General features: G+C 70.0%; 18 protein-coding genes, 1 tRNA gene and 2 pseudogenes. 11 read left to right on the top strand and 10 right to left on the bottom strand.

All coding sequences use genetic code 11. The annotated features are described in order from the left end of the window. Nucleotides 1-60 precede the first annotated feature (60 nt). Nucleotides 61-672: pseudogene (locus ACWD4J_RS24125) on the top strand (hypothetical protein); the annotation flags it as partial. A 405-nt stretch (nucleotides 673-1077) separates the two neighbouring features. On the opposite strand, the gene ACWD4J_RS24120 reads toward ACWD4J_RS24125, so the two are convergent. Next, entirely contained in the window at nucleotides 1078-1416 is a 339-nt protein-coding gene (locus ACWD4J_RS24120; protein WP_451397498.1) for a hypothetical protein, read from the bottom strand. Between the two features lie 705 nt (nucleotides 1417-2121). Here ACWD4J_RS24120 and ACWD4J_RS24115 point away from each other — a divergent pair. Next, nucleotides 2122-2346: a hypothetical protein gene (locus tag ACWD4J_RS24115; RefSeq protein WP_451397497.1), complete on the top strand. Its 225-nt coding sequence runs from the start codon at nucleotides 2122-2124 to the stop codon at nucleotides 2344-2346. A gap of 953 nt (nucleotides 2347-3299) precedes the next feature. On the opposite strand, the gene ACWD4J_RS24110 is transcribed toward ACWD4J_RS24115, so the two are convergent. Next, nucleotides 3300-3373: transfer RNA gene (locus tag ACWD4J_RS24110), tRNA-Pro, on the bottom strand. Between the two features lie 229 nt (nucleotides 3374-3602). Between ACWD4J_RS24110 and ACWD4J_RS24105 the strand changes: the two genes are divergently transcribed. Then, the gene (locus ACWD4J_RS24105; RefSeq protein WP_451397496.1) at nucleotides 3603-4178 is read left to right on the top strand and encodes a DUF309 domain-containing protein; all 576 of its coding nucleotides are present in this window, start codon (nucleotides 3603-3605) and stop codon (nucleotides 4176-4178) included. A gap of 49 nt (nucleotides 4179-4227) precedes the next feature. Further along, entirely contained in the window at nucleotides 4228-5004 is a 777-nt protein-coding gene (gene cobF / locus ACWD4J_RS24100) for a precorrin-6A synthase (deacetylating) (RefSeq protein ID WP_451397495.1), read from the top strand. Between the two features lie 120 nt (nucleotides 5005-5124). Here cobF and ACWD4J_RS24095 read toward each other — a convergent pair whose 3' ends face one another. From ACWD4J_RS24095 to ACWD4J_RS24075, 5 genes are all read right to left on the bottom strand, one after another. Further along, the gene (locus ACWD4J_RS24095; RefSeq protein ID WP_451397494.1) at nucleotides 5125-5868 is read right to left on the bottom strand and encodes a cobalt-precorrin-6A reductase; all 744 of its coding nucleotides are present in this window, start codon (nucleotides 5866-5868) and stop codon (nucleotides 5125-5127) included. A 167-nt stretch (nucleotides 5869-6035) separates the two neighbouring features. Further along, complete coding sequence (locus ACWD4J_RS24090; protein ID WP_451397493.1) at nucleotides 6036-6806, bottom strand: sulfite exporter TauE/SafE family protein; 771 nt, start codon at nucleotides 6804-6806, stop codon at nucleotides 6036-6038. Nucleotides 6807-6949: 143 nt separating this feature from the next. Then, entirely contained in the window at nucleotides 6950-7645 is a 696-nt protein-coding gene (locus tag ACWD4J_RS24085; protein WP_451397492.1) for a type 1 glutamine amidotransferase domain-containing protein, read from the bottom strand. 106 nt (nucleotides 7646-7751) lie between these two features. Beyond that, nucleotides 7752-8789: an SDR family oxidoreductase gene (locus ACWD4J_RS24080; RefSeq protein WP_451397491.1), complete on the bottom strand. Its 1038-nt coding sequence runs from the start codon at nucleotides 8787-8789 to the stop codon at nucleotides 7752-7754. A gap of 156 nt (nucleotides 8790-8945) precedes the next feature. After that, the gene (locus tag ACWD4J_RS24075) at nucleotides 8946-9338 is read right to left on the bottom strand and encodes a VOC family protein (RefSeq protein ID WP_451397490.1); all 393 of its coding nucleotides are present in this window, start codon (nucleotides 9336-9338) and stop codon (nucleotides 8946-8948) included. Nucleotides 9339-9557: 219 nt separating this feature from the next. Between ACWD4J_RS24075 and ACWD4J_RS24070 the strand changes: the two genes are divergently transcribed. The 4 genes and pseudogenes from ACWD4J_RS24070 to ACWD4J_RS24055 all read left to right on the top strand — a co-directional run bounded on the left by ACWD4J_RS24070 (nucleotide 9558) and on the right by ACWD4J_RS24055 (nucleotide 12525). Next, complete coding sequence (locus ACWD4J_RS24070) at nucleotides 9558-10040, top strand: Dps family protein (protein ID WP_451397489.1); 483 nt, start codon at nucleotides 9558-9560, stop codon at nucleotides 10038-10040. Between the two features lie 115 nt (nucleotides 10041-10155). Next, nucleotides 10156-10510 (top strand): annotated as a pseudogene (locus ACWD4J_RS24065) (DUF3140 domain-containing protein). 49 nt (nucleotides 10511-10559) lie between these two features. After that, the gene (locus tag ACWD4J_RS24060) at nucleotides 10560-11222 is read left to right on the top strand and encodes an endonuclease (protein ID WP_451397488.1); all 663 of its coding nucleotides are present in this window, start codon (nucleotides 10560-10562) and stop codon (nucleotides 11220-11222) included. A 220-nt stretch (nucleotides 11223-11442) separates the two neighbouring features. Further along, nucleotides 11443-12525 carry a mechanosensitive ion channel family protein gene (locus ACWD4J_RS24055; RefSeq protein ID WP_451397487.1) on the top strand — a complete coding sequence of 361 codons (1083 nt, stop codon included), beginning with the start codon at nucleotides 11443-11445 and terminating at the stop codon, nucleotides 12523-12525. Nucleotides 12526-12533: 8 nt separating this feature from the next. Here ACWD4J_RS24055 and ACWD4J_RS24050 read toward each other — a convergent pair whose 3' ends face one another. Beyond that, nucleotides 12534-13211: a PadR family transcriptional regulator gene (locus ACWD4J_RS24050; protein WP_451397486.1), complete on the bottom strand. Its 678-nt coding sequence runs from the start codon at nucleotides 13209-13211 to the stop codon at nucleotides 12534-12536. 86 nt (nucleotides 13212-13297) lie between these two features. Between ACWD4J_RS24050 and ACWD4J_RS24045 the strand changes: the two genes are divergently transcribed. Together ACWD4J_RS24045 and ACWD4J_RS24040 are read left to right on the top strand one after the other, a co-directional pair. Next, nucleotides 13298-14506: an LLM class flavin-dependent oxidoreductase gene (locus tag ACWD4J_RS24045; RefSeq protein WP_451397485.1), complete on the top strand. Its 1209-nt coding sequence runs from the start codon at nucleotides 13298-13300 to the stop codon at nucleotides 14504-14506. Then, nucleotides 14503-15273, top strand: coding sequence for a glucose 1-dehydrogenase (locus ACWD4J_RS24040; RefSeq protein ID WP_451397484.1), 771 nt, complete (start codon nucleotides 14503-14505; stop codon nucleotides 15271-15273). The genes ACWD4J_RS24045 and ACWD4J_RS24040 overlap by 4 nt, the downstream gene beginning before the upstream one ends. Before the next feature lie 12 nt (nucleotides 15274-15285). On the opposite strand, the gene ACWD4J_RS24035 is transcribed toward ACWD4J_RS24040, so the two are convergent. Then, on the bottom strand, nucleotides 15286-16515 hold the full coding sequence (locus ACWD4J_RS24035; RefSeq protein WP_451397483.1) for a serine hydrolase domain-containing protein: 1230 nt from the start codon (nucleotides 16513-16515) through the stop codon (nucleotides 15286-15288). A gap of 185 nt (nucleotides 16516-16700) precedes the next feature. Between ACWD4J_RS24035 and ACWD4J_RS24030 the strand changes: the two genes are divergently transcribed. Further along, entirely contained in the window at nucleotides 16701-17129 is a 429-nt protein-coding gene (locus tag ACWD4J_RS24030) for a PPOX class F420-dependent oxidoreductase (protein WP_451397482.1), read from the top strand. Nucleotides 17130-17150: 21 nt separating this feature from the next. Here ACWD4J_RS24030 and ACWD4J_RS24025 read toward each other — a convergent pair whose 3' ends face one another. Then, nucleotides 17151-18683 (bottom strand): glycoside hydrolase family 43 protein, encoded by a 1533-nt coding sequence (locus ACWD4J_RS24025; RefSeq protein ID WP_451397481.1) that lies wholly within the window; start codon nucleotides 18681-18683, stop codon nucleotides 17151-17153. Between the last annotated feature and the right edge of the window lie 17 nt (nucleotides 18684-18700).

The following is an 18700-nucleotide window of genomic DNA, read 5'->3' as shown; positions in this document are numbered from 1 at the left end:
GTACGAGCCGCCGACCGAATCTGGCTCGCCGTTCTTTCCACGCCAACTCGTTGCCCGGAAATGGACGTTCTCCCAGCGTCGCCGCCCCGGCAGGCCGTCCACCGCGTCCACCGTCAAGCAGCTCATCCTTCGCGCCGCATACATGGCGAACTCGCGCGCCTCGGCCACTCGAACGCCACGTCCACGGTCTGGCAGATTCTGCACGCCGCCGGCATCGACCCCACCCCCGCAGCGCTCCGGCCCCACCTGGCGCCAGTTCCTCACCGCCCAGGCCCGCGGCATCCTCGCCGCCGACTTCCGGCACCTCGACACCGTGCCGCTCAGGCGCCTCTACGCCCTGGTCCTCATCGAGCACGGCACGAGACGCCTCCATTTCGCCGACGTCACCGCCCACCCCACCGCCCAGTGGGCCACGCAACAAGCCAGGAACGTCGCCATGACTTTGGGACTCCGCATGGACTCGCTGCGCTTCCTCACCCGGGACCGGGACAGCAAATACACCGACGCCTTCGACGCCGTCTTCCAGGCGCCAACGACGTGGAGATCCTGCTCAGCCCACCGCGGGCGCCGAAGGCGAACGCGATCTGCGAGCGAGCCGTGGGCACTCTACGCCGCGAGATCCTCGACAGGATCCTGATCTACAACGAGGCCCGCGCCCGAGCGGTCCTGGCCGAGTACATCCAGCACTACAACCGGCACCGCCCTCACCAGGCTCGGCAACAACTCCCCCCAGACAGCGACGAACCGCCCGCCCCGCCACCGTCACCGACCTCCAGGCCCACCGGATTCGACGACGGCCCATCCTTGGCTGCCTGTTCACCGAGTTCGGGCACGCGCAGGCCGTTCGCCGCGCACCAGTGCTGCCTTGCCCAGCTGCGGCCCGCTGGAGGGGTTCCTCTGCGGCATGCTGCGCAACATCATCGACCGCGCCGGCCGACGTGGCCGCCACCCTCGGCACGCCGGCGGCCCGCGGTATGCGCGCGGTCGCGGGCTACGACGAGGACACCACGTCTACCGCCCTCTCAAAGTACGGTGTGTGACATGGCGTCCGAACACGCGCCAGGGCCCACTGGGGAACTACTTCCATGCAACGGCCACGATGACTGCGGCCGCCGTGAACGTCCCCACGGCATAGAACGCCCACTGCTGCTTGTTGCGCATGCCCACGAGCGCTGTTATCGCCACCAGGACGTCCAGGGCCAGCTTCACCCCCATCTTCGCGTTGTCCACCGGCAGGTCCAGGGACGTCCGGGTCCATATGAGTCCCGCACCGGTGACCAGCTGAACGACCGCGCTGATCGGCATGTAACTGCCGGTCACCGGGTCCTTCCCTCTCAGCTGATAGAAGAGGCCACCCATGATCGCGGCGAACCCGAAGAGGTGGAAGACAAGGAACACGTACCGAAGGATCTCCATGCCGGTGATCGTTCCATAGGGACAGCACAAATTTACGATCTTCTACACAAGAGCACGACCACGTCCGCATCACCCTCGCGACCACCACCACCGAGGATCTCGACGGCGACGACTCCCCGGACACATCCGAACCGGCCCCGCCCGGACACCCCTCTACCCCAAGTACCTGGCAGTCGCCGCAGACAGGAAACCCATCCCCGCCAACCCGCGGCCTATGCAGAGCCCTTGTTGCTTGGGCTACTGCCGAAGAGCGTCGGAGGCGTCTGCACCGAAACCGAGCCCGGCTTGTTCACCTGTGGCCAGCCATCGGCACGCCATGCTTCCACGACCAGCTCGCCTCACCCAACGCAACCCCGAAAAGGGCATCGAGTCACTTACCGCCCTCTCAGTGCCTCCCCGCTTTATGACCAGGGCATCCACATCCTGGAGTGCCGTACACGTATCTGTCGACGAGCCGTCGCCCGACTCTCCGAGCTGATCCCGCCTGGGCTGCCGACGATGAAAGCCCGACCGAACGAGATTCAGTGAGAGTCGCTCCACCTTCGGCGAGAACGGACAGTCACCATGAGTTCCCTCTGCTGCGGGCACGGGGTCGGCGGGACTGCTGTTCAGGGGGCACGAACCGGAGTGGCGGAAGCACATGCAGGGCACGCCGACTCAGGTTCCCCGCCTTGATCCCCTACACCACGGCAGGGGACACGATCGATGGACGGCCACGGCACCGGCGTTCGCGCCCGCCTGTACACGGTTTACAACGGCGTTCGGAACGACGTCACCAAGTGGAAAGACGCGACCCCGATCCCTGCAGGCATGACGAAGTTCTCCCACGTGGACAGGAACCTGAGAGGCCGGACGTTCCGCCACGGCACCTGGCTGTGCATCGAGTTCAACAAGACTGATGGCACGCCGTGCGCAAAGATTCACCGCTGACATGCCCATTTGAGATAGGCAGCAGTGGCCCTCTCGGCCCGCAACAGCCAGCCGGCCGCGTCGCCTCACCCCACGGCTTCGCGGGCTGGCCCAACTCGGAAGCCTGGCCGCGCCACTGACGCGCCGCGGCACAGCCGAGCATGACGATGCGCGAGCTACGCCCGGTCAACTTCCCGGTGAACCGGTTCTCACGGAAGCTGCGTGCAGCGATTTCGCACCCGCTACTGCATCCTCCCGGGCCGTCGAGCGTATCGGCCCGGGCCCCGACCACCGGGCCAGCCAGACGCGCCGCCAGCGTGTTCATACCGGTCTGAAGGCAGAGGCGCCGACCGTCGGCCGTGTGAGCGTCGAGGACATATCGCCTCGTCCGCAACCATGCCGCCGCGGCCGCCAGCCGCGAACCGAGGCGACGGAACGTTCCCAGTCACGCTCGACGCCCCCGGATAGGCCACCCACGAGGGCGCCGACGCCACCCACACACCGTTGACAACCGCTCTATACAGCTCGCAGCCGCCGCGTACCGCCACTCTCCGGCCGACAAGGGGACTCACACGACGCCGGGCGCCCCGCCCGCACCCCCTCCGACCTGCACAGCGTCCGCGGACCGCGTTCAACATCTTGATGTGCCGCACACCCAGACGGGGAGCCCTCGCAGTCAAGGGGACACCGAAATCGGACAAGGGGTCGACGCTTCACACGACCCCCTTCGAAGAACCGGGAGCAAACCGACCCCTTGACCAGTAAAAGCTGGAAGCAGCAGGCCCGCCGCACTGGGAGCATGACCATCTCGACCCGATCGGGCGATCGGCGGTCAACATCAATTGACGCCGCCGACGGGGACTGGGAGCGATGGGAGCAATTGGGAGCGACGAGGGCTCCCAGCTTGCTCCCAAACGCGCGTTAGGGGCACTCCAAAGAGTGCCCCTAACCTGCGAAAACTTCCGACATCTCTGTCGGGACGACAGGATTTGAACCTGCGACCCCTTGACCCCCAGTCAAGTGCGCTACCAAGCTGCGCCACGTCCCGGTGCGCTTCCCGCGGGTGTTCCGCGTGATCGCGCAGAAAGAACATTACCTCACGTCAGAGGGTGCTCCGAAGCCGGTGCTCGGAAGACGGCGATCTGCGGGCGGCGGGGGTGTTCGGCGGGCGGCCTGAGACCGCGAGCCATGGGGAGGCGGACTGGCGGAGGGTGGCGTGGGGGGTCGGTGGCGGGCCGGGGCAGGACGGTGGCGATGGGGCGCGCGACAATTTCCGTATGAGCACAGCACCTCGGGTCGGAGCGGGTGGCGGACGGGACCGTGACGCGGAGGGCCGCGCGCGTAGTTCGAGGCCGCGGGACGGTCTCGGACGACCCTTGCCCTACGGGGCGGAGGGGGTCGCCCGCCAACCAGAAGGGGTGCAGCGCGACCCCGGAGAGACGGTCGCGGAGGCGCAGTCGTTGTTGGACGCCGGCAAGCCGTTCCACGCCCATGAGGTGTTCGAGGACGCCTGGAAGTCGGGTCCGGCAGAGGAACGCGCGCTGTGGCGAGGGCTGGCGCAGCTCGCCGTGGGGCTCACGCATGCGGCACGCGGTAACGCGACGGGCGGGGCCCGGCTGCTGCGGCGCGGCGCCGCAGGCATCGAGGAGTGGCGGTCGGCCTCGGGGCAGGATCGGCCGTACGGGATCGCTGTACGGGAACTTGGTCTGTGGGCGTTGGAGTTGGCGGTCGTCGTGGAGCGGGAGGAGTCCGCCGTCGACGCGGAGACATGGGCGCCACGGCTGCGTGGAGGTGAGCCTGACCCGCCTCCAGCCGGCTCGTGCGCCGGGTCCCCGGGGCCACATTGCCCCTGACCGGCCGGGCGGTGCGTCGGCTGTCAGTGGCGTGGGGCAGACTCGGGGTGTGCGAAAGATTCATGTCATCGGCATCGGGGCGGGCGATCCCGACCAGTTGACCCTGCAGGCGGTCAAGGCGCTGAAGAGCACCGACGTGTTCTTCATTCTGGACAAGGGCGAGGAGAAGTCGGACCTCGTCCAGCTTCGCCGTGACATTCTCGACGCGCACATACCGGATGGGGCGTACCGCCTTGTCGAGGCGCGCGATCCGGACCGCGACCGGGCCGCCGGCGGTGCGGCCTACTCCCCCGCCGTCGGGGACTGGCGCAGCCGTCGTGCCGACATCTACGAGGATCTGATCGCCCGCGAGCTGGGCGAGGACGAGAGCGGTGCTTTCCTGGTGTGGGGTGACCCGGCGCTCTACGACAGCACCCTGGGCATCCTGGAGGAGATCCTGGAGCGCGGCTCGGTGAGCTTCACGTACGACGTCGTGCCGGGCATCAGCAGTGTCTCGGCGCTGGCCGCCAGGCACCGGACGGGGCTCAACCGGGTCGCCGGGCCGGTGCAGATCACCACGGGCCGCAGGCTGGCGGAGGGTTTCCCCGACGGTGTCGACGACGTGGTGGTGATGCTGGACGCCCACCAGGCGTTCCAGAGATATGCGGACGACGACATCGACATCTACTGGGGCGCCTACATCGGCACGCCCGACGAGATCCTCATATCGGGGCCGCTCGGCGAGGCAGCGTCGAGGATCACGAGCGTGCGGGCGGAGGCCCGGGAGCGCAAGGGATGGATCATGGACACGTATCTGCTTCGCAGGCGGCCCCGGGATCAGCGGTGACGCGGCGACGCGGCGACGCGGCGACGCGGCGACAGGAGCTCTGGGCATCAGGATGCCTGGGGCAGGACGACGACCGGTGCCCTGGCCTCGCTGGTGACCGGCCGGCTGCGGAGCTGAGCGTCAGTCGGCCAGCCCGAGCCTGGAAAGCGCCGTAGCGACATCCGGGACCACGACCACCCCGCGCGGCGCGGGAGGCCGCCGGACGATGGCGACCGGGACGCCGAGTGCGCGGGCGGCCGCCAGCTTGGGGGCTGTGGCTGCGCCACCGCTGTCCTTGGTGACCAGGACGTCGATGCGGTGATCGCGCATCAGCGCGGCCTCGCCGTCCGTCGTGAACGGGCCGCGGGCGAGCACGATCCGGGTGCGGCGTGGCAGGGGCGGCTCGGGTGCCTCCACCGACCGTACGAGGAAATCGAGGTCGTCCAGGTGCGCGAAGGCAGCGAGGCCCAGGCGGCCGGTCGTCAGGAAGACGCGCCGGCCGAGGCCTGGCAGGAGCGCCGCCGCTTCGGCGAGCGTCGCGGCCGTGTGCCAGCGGTCGCCTGGGCCTGCCTCCCAGCCCGGACGGCGTAGGAGAACGGCCGGTACGCCGGTGGCCGCCGCTGCGCTCGCCGCATGCGCGCTGATGGTGGTGGCGAACGGATGCGTGGCGTCGACGACGGCGTCCACGCCGTGCCCGCGCAGCCACGTCGCCAGGCCGTCGGGGCCGCCGAAGCCTCCGATGCGCACATCGCCCGGGAGCGCGCCCGGCCGGGTCACCCGCCCGGCCAGCGATGTGGTGACCCGTACCCCGGGGCGGGCCGCCAACTCGGCCGCGAGCTCGCGGGCCTCGGTCGTACCGCCGAGGACCAGGACGTGCGCAGACATGCCGTCGAGCGTACGGGGACGGCGACGTGGGGCGGCACGCTGGGTGGGGCGGCACGCGGGCTCAGTCGGCACGCAGGCCCGACGCCGCAGAGAACGCACACGCGTCGTGCCCACGCGTTGCGCTCACCCACCTCTCCGGCAGTACGCCCGACGCGCCCCGCGCGCGCTCATCGCAGCAGCAGCTGCACTCCGCCCACCACGGTCGCCGCGATCACGAGCTGCTCGAAGACACGCTGGTTGATGCGGTGGACGGTGAGCCTGCCGAGGTAGGCGCCGGGGATGACGAACAGCGCGAGGGCGGCGTCCAGCAGCAGCGAGTGGCCGTCGATGAGGCCGAGGCCGACGCTGAAGGGCACCTTCGAGGTGTTGACGATCAGGAAGAACCACGCCGACGTGCCCAGGAAGCTCAGCTTCCGGAAGCCCGCGGAAAGGAGATACATCGACATGACCGGGCCGCCTGCGTTGGCGACCATCGTGGTGAATCCGCCGAGGATGCCGTATGAGCGGGCCTTGACGCGGCCGGCCCGTGTCGTGACTTCGTCCGGGGCGGCCTCGGTGGCGCTGCGCCGCCGCCACACCGTGACGGCGGCCATCAGCAGCAGGATCGCGCCGATCGACGTACGCACCGCTCCGTCGCCCGCCCACATCAGGAACAGCGTGCCGGCCACTACACCTGCGATGACGGCCGGGAACAAGCGCCACAGGGTCGGCCAGTGGGCGTGCCGCCGGTACGTGAGTACGGCCAGCACGTCGCCGACGATGAGGAGCGGCAGGAGCACGCCGGTCGAACCGCGGGCGGGCAGTATGGCGGCGAAGATGGCGAGGCTGACGGTGTTGGCGCCGCTCACCGCGGTCTTGGAGAAGCCGACGAGCGCGGTCGCAGCCGCAAGCGCGGCGAACTCCCACGGGGTGAGGTGCCAGAGCGTGATCGTGTCCATGCGGAGACCGATGCTATGCCTGGCCGTCCTGGCGCGTAAGGGGCGCCCGACGTGACGCCCACTACGCCCGGAGATAAACATCATGGCGTGCCGCCCGCCGGACCGGCGCTCTCCCCGGCGAGGGGCTCAGCACCGCTCGACACTCAGCCCAGCGCCTTGAGCACCTCCGCCGCCACCGGGGCGGACGACGCCGGGTTCTGGCCGGTGAACAGATTGCGGTCCACGACCACGAACGGGGCCCAGGGCTCGCCCTCCTGGAAGTCTGCGCCGATCTCCACGAGGCGGTCCTGCAGCAGCCACTTCGCCCTGTCCGCCAGGCCCGCCTGACCCTCCTCCGCGTTGCTGAAGGCGGTGAGCCGGTAGCCCGCGAAGGGCGAGGAGCCGTCGGGATTCCCGGCCGCCAGCAGCGCGGACGGGCCGTGGCACACGACGGCGAGCGGCTTGCCCGACTGCAGTGCCCGCGTCAGCAGCGCGCCCGAGTCCGCGTCGACGGCCAGGTCCTCCATGGGGCCATGGCCTCCGGGGATGTAGACGGCGTCGTACTCGTCCAGGTCGACGTCCTCGATGCTCACCGGACCCTGTAGTTCGGTGAAGGACTCCAGGCCTTTCGCGATGCGCTCGGCGCCCTCCTCACCGCCGTTGAACTCGGGAGCGAGGCTCGCCTGGTCGACGGTCGGCACGATGCCGCCGGGCGTGGCGACCGCGATCTCGTGGCCCGCGTTCTTGAAGGCCTCGTACGGGACGACGGCCTCCTCGGCCCAGAATCCGGTCGGGTGGCGCGTGCCGTCGGCCAGCGTCCAGTGGTCCGAACCGGTGACCACGAAAAGGATCTTCGCCATGAGTTCTGTCGCTCCCTACGAGGCTCCCTGCGGCGCCCTCTGCCGTGCTACTGCGTTCTACCGTGTCGCGTATTGCGTTCCGCGGTGCCGCGCCGGAGGTCCCACGTCACGCGGCGGCCTTGCTGCCCGCGAGCGGAGGCGTCGGCATCCCGGCACCCCTGCGCATCCCGCGCAGCAGCTCCTCGATGGCCTCGATCGCGGTGCGCTCGGGCCGCCAGCCGAGTTCGTCCCGCGCCCGTGAGCAGTCCATCAGCGGCAGCCTGATCATGGCGTCGAACAGTTGCGGTGACGCCGGGACCAGGTGCAGGCCCCAGGCCGCGGCCAGCGCGGACCGTGCCGCGCGGGTGGGCAGCCGTACCACCCGGGCATGGAACAGCTCGCCGAGCACCATGGCGTCGAGCGGCGGTTCCGCGGCCAGGTTGAAGGCGCCTTGGACCGTGCGGCTCAGGGCCAGTCGGAAGGCGCGTGCCGCGTCCTCGGTGTGCAGGGCCTGGAACCGCAGCCCCGGCACGTCGGGCAGGACCGGGAGCAGCTCGGGCCGGGCCAGCTGCCCGGGCATGAACCGGCCCGCGAACAGTCGGCGCTGCTCGCTCGCAGACTCCTGTTTGAACATGAAGGCGGGCCGCAGGCGGACCACGCGGATCGCGGGGTTCGCCGGCTCGAAGGCGTCGAGTGTCCGCTCCAGATAGGCCTTTTCACGGCAGTACGCCGCCTCGGGCCAGCCGTGCGTGGGCCAGGACTCGTCCACGGCGCCGTCCTTCGCCTTGGGCGAGTAGGCGCCGACCGACGAGGCGTGGACCAGCACCGGGACGCCGGCAGCCGCGACGGCCTGGAACACGCGCACGCTGCCCAGTACGTTCGTGCGCCATGTCGACGACGGGTCGCGCGTGGGCTGGAACTGCCAGGCCAGATGGACGACAGCATCCGCTCCGCGGAAGTGCCGGCCGAGGTCGGTATCCTCCTTCGCCACGTCCGCGGAGGCCCACTCGGTCTTGGGGGGCGTCCAGTCGGGCACGCGGCGCGCGAGCCCCAGCACGGAGCCGATCGTCTCGTCCTCGGCGAGGCTCTGCAGCAGACTGGTGCCGAGGTTTCCGGTGGCTCCGGTGACCACGATCCTCTTCCCGTTCCCAGAAGTACTGCTCACGAGTCCGCTCCTTTCGAGGACGCCCTCAAGGTGCGTGTCCGAGTGACTGCCGGGAAACGGGGTACGGCCTCGGCAGTCGCCGCCACCCTAGAAAATGCCCGGTTTTCCCGGAAATGACCCTCTCATCGGTCGCTACCTCACCGCACGCGTCCTACCTCACCGCACCCCTGACCTGCGTACCGCCAGCGAGAACGAGTGCCCGGCGGGATCGGCGTAGGTGCGTTCGTCCCAGGGGCCGCCGTTGTCCCTGGTCTCGACCGGCCGGGCGCCGAGGCCGATCGCCTCGCGCTCGGCCTCGTCCATGTCGCCGTGCTCGACCAGGATGCGCAGATGCGCCTGCTGCGAGTCCTCGGGGCGCGGCCAGGTCGGTGGCGCGTACCCGTGGTCGCGGTGCGCGGCGAGGAACACTCCGTCCTGTCCGGCCACCTCCACATAGTCCGGGTTCCTCGCCGGCCTCGCCGTACCGCCGAGGAGAACGGCATAGAACTCCGCGAGCCGCTCCGGCTCCGCGCAGTCGAGAACGAGCACAGTCGTCTTGCGAACGGTCATGGGTTCCTCCCTTGAACGCCGGGTGCCACCGGCCGACTGGCCCAAACGGGCCCGCCGCCCATGTCGCTGTTTTCACCCGCGCCCTCCGGGCACCCGACCGTCTGAGTCGTACGCCCGACAGCGCGCCCCGGCACGCCACGTGATCCGCGCAGTGGCGCACGAGACGCGTGATCGCCGTGAACCGTGTACGCCCCGGCGCGCCCGAAGGAGATGGAGAGAATGGCCGTTGTGAAGAGCACGCTTCCCGACACGGCACTCAAGATCACTGGGGAGGCGCTGCAGGACACACTGGTGGATCTGCTCGGGCTGTCCCTCGTCGCGAAGCAGGCCCACTGGAACATCGTCGGCCCGCGTTTCCGCAGCATCCACCTGCAGCTGGACGAGGTGGTCGACGCGGCCCGGTCGTACGCGGATGCGGTGGCGGAGCGCGCGGCCGCGCTGGGCGTCGCGCCCGACGGCCGTCCCAAGACCGTCGCCTCGGCGAGTGGCCTCCCCGCCGCGAAGGAGGGATGGCTGCAGGACACGGAGGTCGTTCAGCTGCTCGTCGACGCGCTCGGCTCGGCGATCGGGCGGCTTCGGGAGCACATCGCGGCGACCGAGCAGGCAGACCTCGTCACGCAGGACCTCCTGATCGGCATCACGGCCACGCTCGAGAAGCAGCACTGGATGTTCCAGGCCGAGGCCTCGCCGCTGCGGTCGTAGACCGAGTCCCGGGTCGTAGACCGAGTCCCGGAGAGTCCCGAGGAGTCCCGAGGACCGAGCGGACCCACCCCCCGCCGACCACCACCAGTCACACGCGCCCACCCCAGGAGCCCGGATGACCGATGCACTCGAACTCGACGCGCTGTGGGATGAGTTCCGCAGCGTGGTGAACATGACCTCGCAGGAGCTGAGCACCTGGCTCAGGGTCAGCGAGGCGGACGAGGACACCGAACCGCTGCCGGACCAGGCGGGCGACCCACTCGGGCAGCACGTTCTCGCGATCCTGCAGAAGCGACGTACGGACCTGACGGACGCCGACATCCAGGTCATGTACGAGGTCGTGGACACGGTCGCGGCGCAGAGCGACATACAGAGCGACATGCAGAGCGACATGGACACCCGAGCGCGACGACGAGAGCCGGCGCCACCGGCTGATGACCCTGGGGCATGACCCGCCGCGGCCGTGGTGAGGCGAGCACGCCAGGGTGACACCCGGGGTGAGACGAGGAGGCCGTTGCCATGCCCGCCCAACAAGAGGTGATCAAGGAGCTGCTCACGTCCTACGGTCACACCTACGCCGAGGACGCGGGCATCCGGCTCAAGAACACTCCTCAGCCGCTCTACCAGACACTCGTTCTGGCCTGTCTGCTCAGTGCGCGGATCCGCAGCAGCGCCGCCGTCGCATCGACGAGGGAACTGAGGGAAGCCGGGCTGCGCGATCCGCGCCACATGGCCGACTCCGACTGGCAGGAGCGTGTCGACGCCCTCGGCCGCGGTGGCTACCGGCGGTACGACGAGCGTACGGCGACGCAGCTCGGGGACGGCGCGCAGCTGGTGCTCGACAGATGGGGCGGCGATCTGCGCCGGATGCGTGACGAGGCGGGCGGCGACCTGGACAGGTTGCGCAGCCTGCTGCAGGAGGTGCCGGGGCTCGGCCCGGCCGGGGCGGACATCTTCCTCCGCGAGGTACAGGCCGTCTGGGCCGAAGCGGCTCCCTACCTGGACGAAAAGGCGAGAGAGGGAGCCAAGCGCCTGGGCCTGCCGGACGCTCCGGCGATGCTTGCGCGGCTGGCCAGGGACGCGGAGCCCGCCGCGTTCGCGGCGGCCCTTGTGCGGGCGGCCGTGGACAAGAAGGTGGCCGAGGAGTGCAAGCGTGCGGCCGAGGAGAGTGGCGGCGAGTAGAGCTCGGGGTCGGCCGTGGGCGTCCTGAAGTGAGACGGGCCGCGGCACCTCCGGCCGCCCCGCGACACTTTGAGGCCTTGTCAGGAGCCTCAGCCCCGTACCGGCCCAGGTGGGCCCACCCACCGCACGCTCTCCCTCGTACGGCAGGATGGGCGATCACATCGGACGCATCTTCGAATTCGTTCCGACGTGATCGCACACCCCGCAACGAGAGAGAACAATGAACCGCGCCCTCACACTCCACGACCTGATCGCCGCCGGGATCGCGGTGGCCGCCGGCATCGCGGCAGGCCTGCTGTTGCGCGCGACCCTGCGCTGGCTCGGGGAACGAGCCCGCAGAACGCGGTGGAGCGGGGACGACCTCATCGTGGACGCCCTGCGGACGCTGGTCCCCTGGGCTGCGATCGCCGCGGGCGCGGCGGTCGCGGCGACGGCGCTTCCGCTGACGGCCCGTGTCGGACACAACGTCAATATGACGCTGACGGCGCTGCTCATCCTGGCCGCGACGCTGACCGCGGCCCGCATGGTCACGGGTCTCGTGCGGTCCCTCGCGCAGTCCAGGTCGGGGGTCGCCGGGTCGGCCTCCATCTTCGTCAACATCACGCGGGTCGTGGTGCTGGCGATGGGCTTCCTCGTCATGCTGCAGACCCTTGGCATCTCCATCGCGCCTCTCCTCACGGCACTGGGCGTGGGCGGTCTGGCGGTCGCCCTGGCCTTGCAGGACACCCTGGCCAATCTCTTCGCGGGCGTACACATCCTCGCGGCCAAGACGGTGCAGCCCGGCGACTACATCCGGCTCAGCAGCGGCGAGGAGGGCTACGTCGAGGACATCAACTGGCGCAACACCGTGGTGCGCAACCTCTCGAACAACCTGGTGATCATCCCGAACGCCCAGCTCGCCGGCACCAACATGACAAACTACAGCCGGCCGGAGCAGCAGCTGTCGATCACGGTCCAGGTGGGCGTCGGCTACGACAGCGACCTCGAGCACGTCGAGCGGGTCACGAACGAGGTCGTCGAGCAGGTCATGACCGACATCACCGGCGCCGTACCGGACCACGAGCCAGCCGTGCGGTTCCACACGTTCGGCGACTCCCGGATCGGCTTCACGGTCATCCTGGGCGTCGGCGAGTTCAGCGACCAGTACCGGATCAAGCACGAGTTCATCAAGCGCCTGCACCAGCGCTACCGGGCCGAGGGCATCTCGGTCCCGGCACCCAAGCGCACGGTGACCGTCCAGCAGGCCGAACTCACGACGGCCGCCATCCCGCAGCAGCGCGGGGCGACGGACTCCGTGCGTTAAGCGTCAAGTCACGTCCCGCGGGCCGTCTGGTCGCCCTCCGCCCCCTCCCCCGGCTCCCACAGCCGCTCGAGGTCCGCGAGCATCGCCTCGGCCAGCTCCAGTTCCGCCCGGTGCTGCCGTTCACTCCAGCGCAGGGCGACCTCCGGGTACGGCCACTGGCCGGCCTTGTGCGAGAGCTCCTGGGCGTGCTCGATCTCCCGCAGCTGCGCCCGGGTACGTTCAAGGTGTGCCCGCAGCTGACGCCGCAGGCCGTCCGGATCCGCGAGATGGCCGAGCCAGACGCGCAGCACCAGCGGGTGTTTGAGCACCGCGGGTCCGGCGTCCGCGGTGTCGGCCCAGCGGGCCAGGGCCTCCCGTCCGGCGTCGGTTATCGCGTAGAGCCGCTTGTTGCGCAGGTCGCCCTGGGCGGCAACCCGTGAGGAGGCGTACCCGAGTGCCTCCAGGCGGCGCAGCTCGGCGTATATCTGGCTGATCGCGGGCGACCAGTAGAAGAAGGCGAGGGACGCGTCCGCCCACTTCTTCAGCTCATAGCCGGTGCGTTCGCCGGGGAACGACAGCAGCCCGAGCACCGCCCACGCCGTGGCCGGCAGCCGCCGCCCACCCAGCTCCACGCCACCCGGATCGGATCCCTGATCGGATGCCGGATCGGAATCGCCGCCCCGCCCCTTGACCTGACGAGTAGTCATATGACTAATTGAAATAGCCGCACCGCACCAGCGCAAGGTCTGCAAGCTTCCGCGAGATCCGCGCAAACAACCCCCATGGAGGTGCAGTGAAATTCTCGGTGATCTTCGAGGCGCAACTGGCGAACCCGGACCCCGACTCCGAGCACCAGGTCATCCGCGACTGTGTGGAACAGGCCATGCTAGCCGAGGAGATGGGCTTCGACCGGGTCTGGGCCGTGGAGCACCATGCCCTCAAGTGGTACGCGCACATGAGCGCCCCGGAGGTCTTCCTCACCTGGGTCGCGGCCCGCACCAGCCGCATCCGGGTCGGGCACGGGGTGGTGTGCATGCCGTTCCGCTTCAACCATCCGGTGCGGGTCGCCGAACGCGCCGCCATGCTCGACCTGTTGTCCGACGGGCGGCTCGACCTCGGGGCCGGCCGGGGCGCCACACGGCAGGAGACCTCGCTGTGCGGGGTCGACGCCGAGCGCACGCAGGCGGAGGTCGAGGAGGCGCTGCGGATCATCGGCCGCACCTGGCAGCAGGACGAGCTCGAGTGGCACGGCGACCTGCTGGACATCGATCCGCACCCGGTGCTGCCACGTCCCGTGCAGCGCCCGCATCCTCCGCTGTTCCTCGCCTGCAGCAAACAGCAGACCCTCGCGCGCGCCGCCGAACTGGGCGTCGGTGCCCTGGTGATGGGCTTCGCGGGGCCGGACGAGGTCGCGTCGATGAAGCGTTTCTACGATTCGTGCGTGGCCGGACGCGACGGCACACATCTCGTGTCGACGGAGGTCAACGACCACTTCTCGGCGCTGTGCCCGACGATCGTCCTCGACGACGGCGAGCGCGCCCGTGCCGTCGGGATACGCGGGCAGCGCTTCTTCGCACAGGCCATCGCCCACTGGTACGGAGGCGGAGGGGTGCCCGACGACGCGGTGGCCGGTGACGCCGTGTCCGATGACACCGTGGCCGATGACACCGGCAGCGAGAGCGAGGCGCGGCGGATACGGTCCGCTGCGGAGCAGGTCGTCGCCCACCTCAACGAGGCAAGGATCCCGGTGCGGCCCAGTACGACCGCCGTGTACAACCCCGAGCACGCCTACGGCACCGCGGCCGACGCCATCGCGTACGTCGAGCGGCTGCGCGCGGCCGGCGTGGACGAGGTGATGTGCCTGGTGCAGATGGGCACCGTGCCGCAGGAGGTCTGCATGGAGACCATCCGGCAGTGGGGACGGCACGTCATCCCGCACTTCTCGAAGGACGGGGCTGACCGTGCGGATGCAGGCGCGGCTTCACAGGGAGGGACCCGATGATCTCACTGAGGGGCAGGACAGCCCTGGTCACCGGGGCGGCGCGGGGGCAGGGCGCGGCGGAGGCACGGCTGTTCGCCGCCCTCGGCGCCCATGTCGTGATCGGCGACGTCCTCGACGAGCAGGGCACCGAGGTCGCCCGCTCCATCGGCCCCGCCGCCCGCTATATCCGGCTCGACGTGACGGACGAGTCCCGGTGGGCGGCCGCCGTGGACACCGCCGTCGCAGAGTTCGGAGGCCTCGACATCCTCGTCAACAACGCGGGTGTGTACCGCAGCGGGGCGCTCGCCGAGGAGACCGCGGAGTCCTTCGAGTCGGTGCTCAGGGTCAACCTCGTCGGTCCGTTCCTCGGCATCCGTGCCGTGCTGGAGCCCATGCGCCGCGCGGGCGGCGGTGCCATCGTCAACGTCTCGTCGGTGGCCGGGCTGACGGGTCTGGCCCGCACCGGCGGCTACGGCGCGTCGAAGTGGGGGCTGCGCGGACTCACGAAGACGGCCGCGCTCGAACTGGGTGAGTTCGGGATCCGGGTCAACTCCGTGCATCCGGGCCTGATCGATACGCCCATGGTGGCAGGAGTCGCCCCGCCGCGCGGGGCGGGCCTGCACCAGTCCGTCGCCCTGCGCCGGGTGGGACTCCCCGAGGACGTCGCCGGGCTCGTCGCCTTCCTCGCCTCCGACGACGCCTCGTACCTCACGGGAGCCGAGATCGCCGTCGACGGCGGCTGGAGCGCCGGCCCCACTCCACCCCGCGTACGCGCTGCGTCCTCGTGAGCGGTCAGCGCCTCAGTCGACGATCGCCTGGTGTGCGAGGCGTTTGAGGTCGGTGTACAGGGCGTGGGATCCCGTCGGGCGTACCTGTGTCAGGAACTGCACGGTCAGGTCCTTCTGCGGGTCGATCCAGAACGTCGTGGTCGCGACTCCGCTCCAGCCGTATGTGCCCAGGTGGGAGGGTGTCTGCGTGCGGTCGGGGTCCACGACGACGGAGACGCCGAGGCCGAAGCCGACCCCCGAGTTGCCGGGTTCCGCGTGGACGGAGCTGCCGAAGGTGCGGAGGTCGGCGCCGCCGGGCAGCTGGTTGGACACCATGGCGTCGACGGTCGCCTGAGACAGCAGCCGTGTGCCGTCCAGTTCGCCGCGTCGGCGGAGGAACTCCATGAAGCGGTGGTAGTCGAGGGCACTGGCGACCATGCCGCCGCTGCCCGACAGAAGCCGTGGCCGCCCGTGCAGGGGCAGGCCGGGAACGGGGGTTATGCCTCCGTCGGCGGTCTCCCCGTAAAGCTCGGCCAGCCGCTCGGCCTGCTCCCCCGTCACGCAGAATCCGGCGTCCTGCATGCCGAGCGGCCCGAAGATCCGCTCGGCGAAGAATGCGTCGAGCGGCTTGCCCGACACGACCTCGATCACTCGGCCCAGCACATTGGTGGCGACGGAGTAGTTCCACTGCGTCCCAGGCTCGAACTGCAGCGGCAGACTCGCGTACAGATCACAGGTCTCCGCCAGATCAGAGCCTCCCGACGGCACGGAGGACTCCAGTCCCGCGGCCCGGTAGATCGCGTCCACAGGATGGGAGTAGTAGAAGCCGAAGGTCAGGCCCGCGGTATGGGTCAGCAGGTGCCGGATGCGGATGGGACCTTCGGCCGGGCGGGTCTTGACGTCGGTTCCCTCGCCGCCGTCGTATACCTGGGGATCAGCGAAGGCGGGCAGATAGCGCGCGAGAGGGTCGTCGAGTCCGAGCAGTCCCTCTTCGACGAGTATCAGCGCGGCGACGGATGTGACCGGCTTGGTCATCGAGTACATCCGCCACAGGGTGTCTTTCTCGACAGGGAGGGCGGCCTCCCGGTTGCGGCAGCCGTACGTCGTGAGATGCGCGACCTTGCCGTGGCGCGCCAGCATCACCAGGTAGCCCGGCAGGCGGCCCTCGTCGACGAGACGGGCGCAGTGCCGGTCCAGCCGCCCCAGCGCCGCCGCGTCCAGGCCCGCCTCGGCCGGCTCCACCTCTTGCCGCAGCTGTTCCATCGTCCGCCTCCGACTGATCAAGGTGCACCACCGCGCTGCCATGCTCGTGCAAGACCGGTGCCGCCGTGCTCGTGCAGGACCGCGCCGCCGCTCTCGGACCGCGGATTTCATCGTCTCGTAAACCGCTGGAAATCGTCTGCACGCGCGGCGGAATTCGCAGCCGTTCTGCTCGCGTTGAGCAGTGCATGACTCAGGACGCGCTGCTCAGCTTGGTCTCCGAGTACGACGGTGGGGTGCTCGTCACCCTCAAACGCGACGGACGGCCGCAGCTGTCGAACGTCAACCACACCTACGACCCCGGCGAACGGATCATCCGGATCTCCCTCACGGACGACCGCGCGAAGACCCGCAACCTACGCCGGGACCCGCGGGCCTCGTACCACGTGACCAGCGACGACCGGTGGGCCTACACCGTCGTCGAGGGGACGGCCGAGCTCACCCCGGTGGCCCGGGATCCCCATGACGAGACGGTCGAGGAACTCGTCCGGCTCTACCGCGCCGTCCGCGGTGAGCATCCCGACTGGGACGACTACCGCGCGGCCATGGTGCGCGACGGCCGCCTCGTCCTGCGGCTGCATGTCGAGCGTACGTACGGCATTCCGCGCGCACGCTGACCCGCGGGGCCTCGGCTGACGTCACCCGTGCGCGTCGGAGGCGTTCGTCTGTTCGTAGTCGAACCAGTCGAAGGCCGCGCTGCCCTCGGTGACGTACATGCCGATCACGCGGCCGGTGAAGCCGGTACCGACCTCGGTCGACACGTAGCGCCCGTCGAGTTCGGCCAAGGGCTCGGCTTCGGGCCCGCCGAGCGAGAAGGAGATGGTGTCGGGTCCGTTGGGCCAGAGGCCGGTCTGGCCTGGTGCCTGCTCGGCGGAGGTGACGGTCGGGGGCAGCAGGTCGGCCGTGCGTACGTCGATGACCAGGGTCACCGGTCCCGGCTCCACCGGGCGCCGGGCGACGGTCTGACGCAGCGGGCCGATCCGGGCGATCACGCTCGCCTCTCCCCCGCCGACCTCGATGTCGTAGTGGTGCGCCTCGTCCATGCGTACGGAGAGACCGGCACGGCCCGTTCCGGGATCCAGGTGGGCCGAGACCCGGCAGTCGGGATGCTGCTGCCGGCGGCCGACGAACGTGTGGCCCCCGCGGTCGAGGCTGGGCCCTGTCGCGTTCAGGGTCAGCCAGCCCGGCCGCTCTCTCAGCGACCAGGAGCCGTCGAGACGGCTGCGCGGGGAGATCCAGCCGGGTGCCAGCGCCGGGCTGTCGAAGTCGTCCCGCGTCGGCTCGGGGGCGGTCGGCTGCCAGGAGGCCGGGGCCTGGTGCTCCTCCAGTACCGGTCCGGCCTGCGGCCAGCCGTCCTCCCACCGGACCGGGGTCAGGAACGTCTCCCGGCCCAGGCCGTGGAAGCCGGGGAAGTACCCGCGGGGTCGCGTGGCGAGCAGCACCATCCACCAGGTGCCGTCAGGCGCGGAGACCAGGTCGGCGTGGCCGGTGCTCTGGATCGGCTGGTCGGTGCTGCGGTGGGAGACGATGGGGTTGTCCGGGGCCGGCTCGTAGGGGCCGCGCGGCGAGCGGGCGCGGGCGATGGAGACGCTGTGGCCGCGGGCGGTGCCGCCCTCGGCGAGCATGAGGTACCACCAGTCGCCGATGCGGTACAGGTGGGGAGCTTCGGGGTGCTGCATGCCCGTCCCGGACCAGACCTTCAAGGGGCCTTCCAGCACCTTGCCTGTCGCCGGGTCGATGCGGGCCACCTGGACCCCGGAGAAGGCACACCAGCACGAGCCGTCGTCGTCCCACGCGAGATCGGGGTCGATGCCCGGGAGGTCGATCCAGACGGGGTCCGACCAGGGCCCCTCGGGCCGCTCGCTCGTGACGAGGAAGTTGCCCTTGCCGCTGACGTTGGTGGTGATCATGTAGAAGCGGCCGTCGTGGTGGCGGATCGTCGGGGCGTAGATGCCGCCGGAGGCCCGCGCGTCGTCCGGCAGGTCCAGTTGTTCCGGCCGGTCCAGGACGTTGCCGATCTGCCGCCAGTGCACCAGGTCGCGGCTGTGGAAGATCGGTACGCCCGGGAAGTACTCGAAGCTGGAGCACACGAGGTAGTAGTCCTCGCCCACCCGGCAGACGCTGGGGTCGGGGTGGAAACCGCCGATCACCGGGTTGTTGTACGTCGGCATACGCAGGGGTCCTTTCG

This window comes from Streptomyces sp. NPDC002577, assembly GCF_053594815.1.
This window is presented reverse-complemented; position numbering and strand designations above follow the sequence as displayed.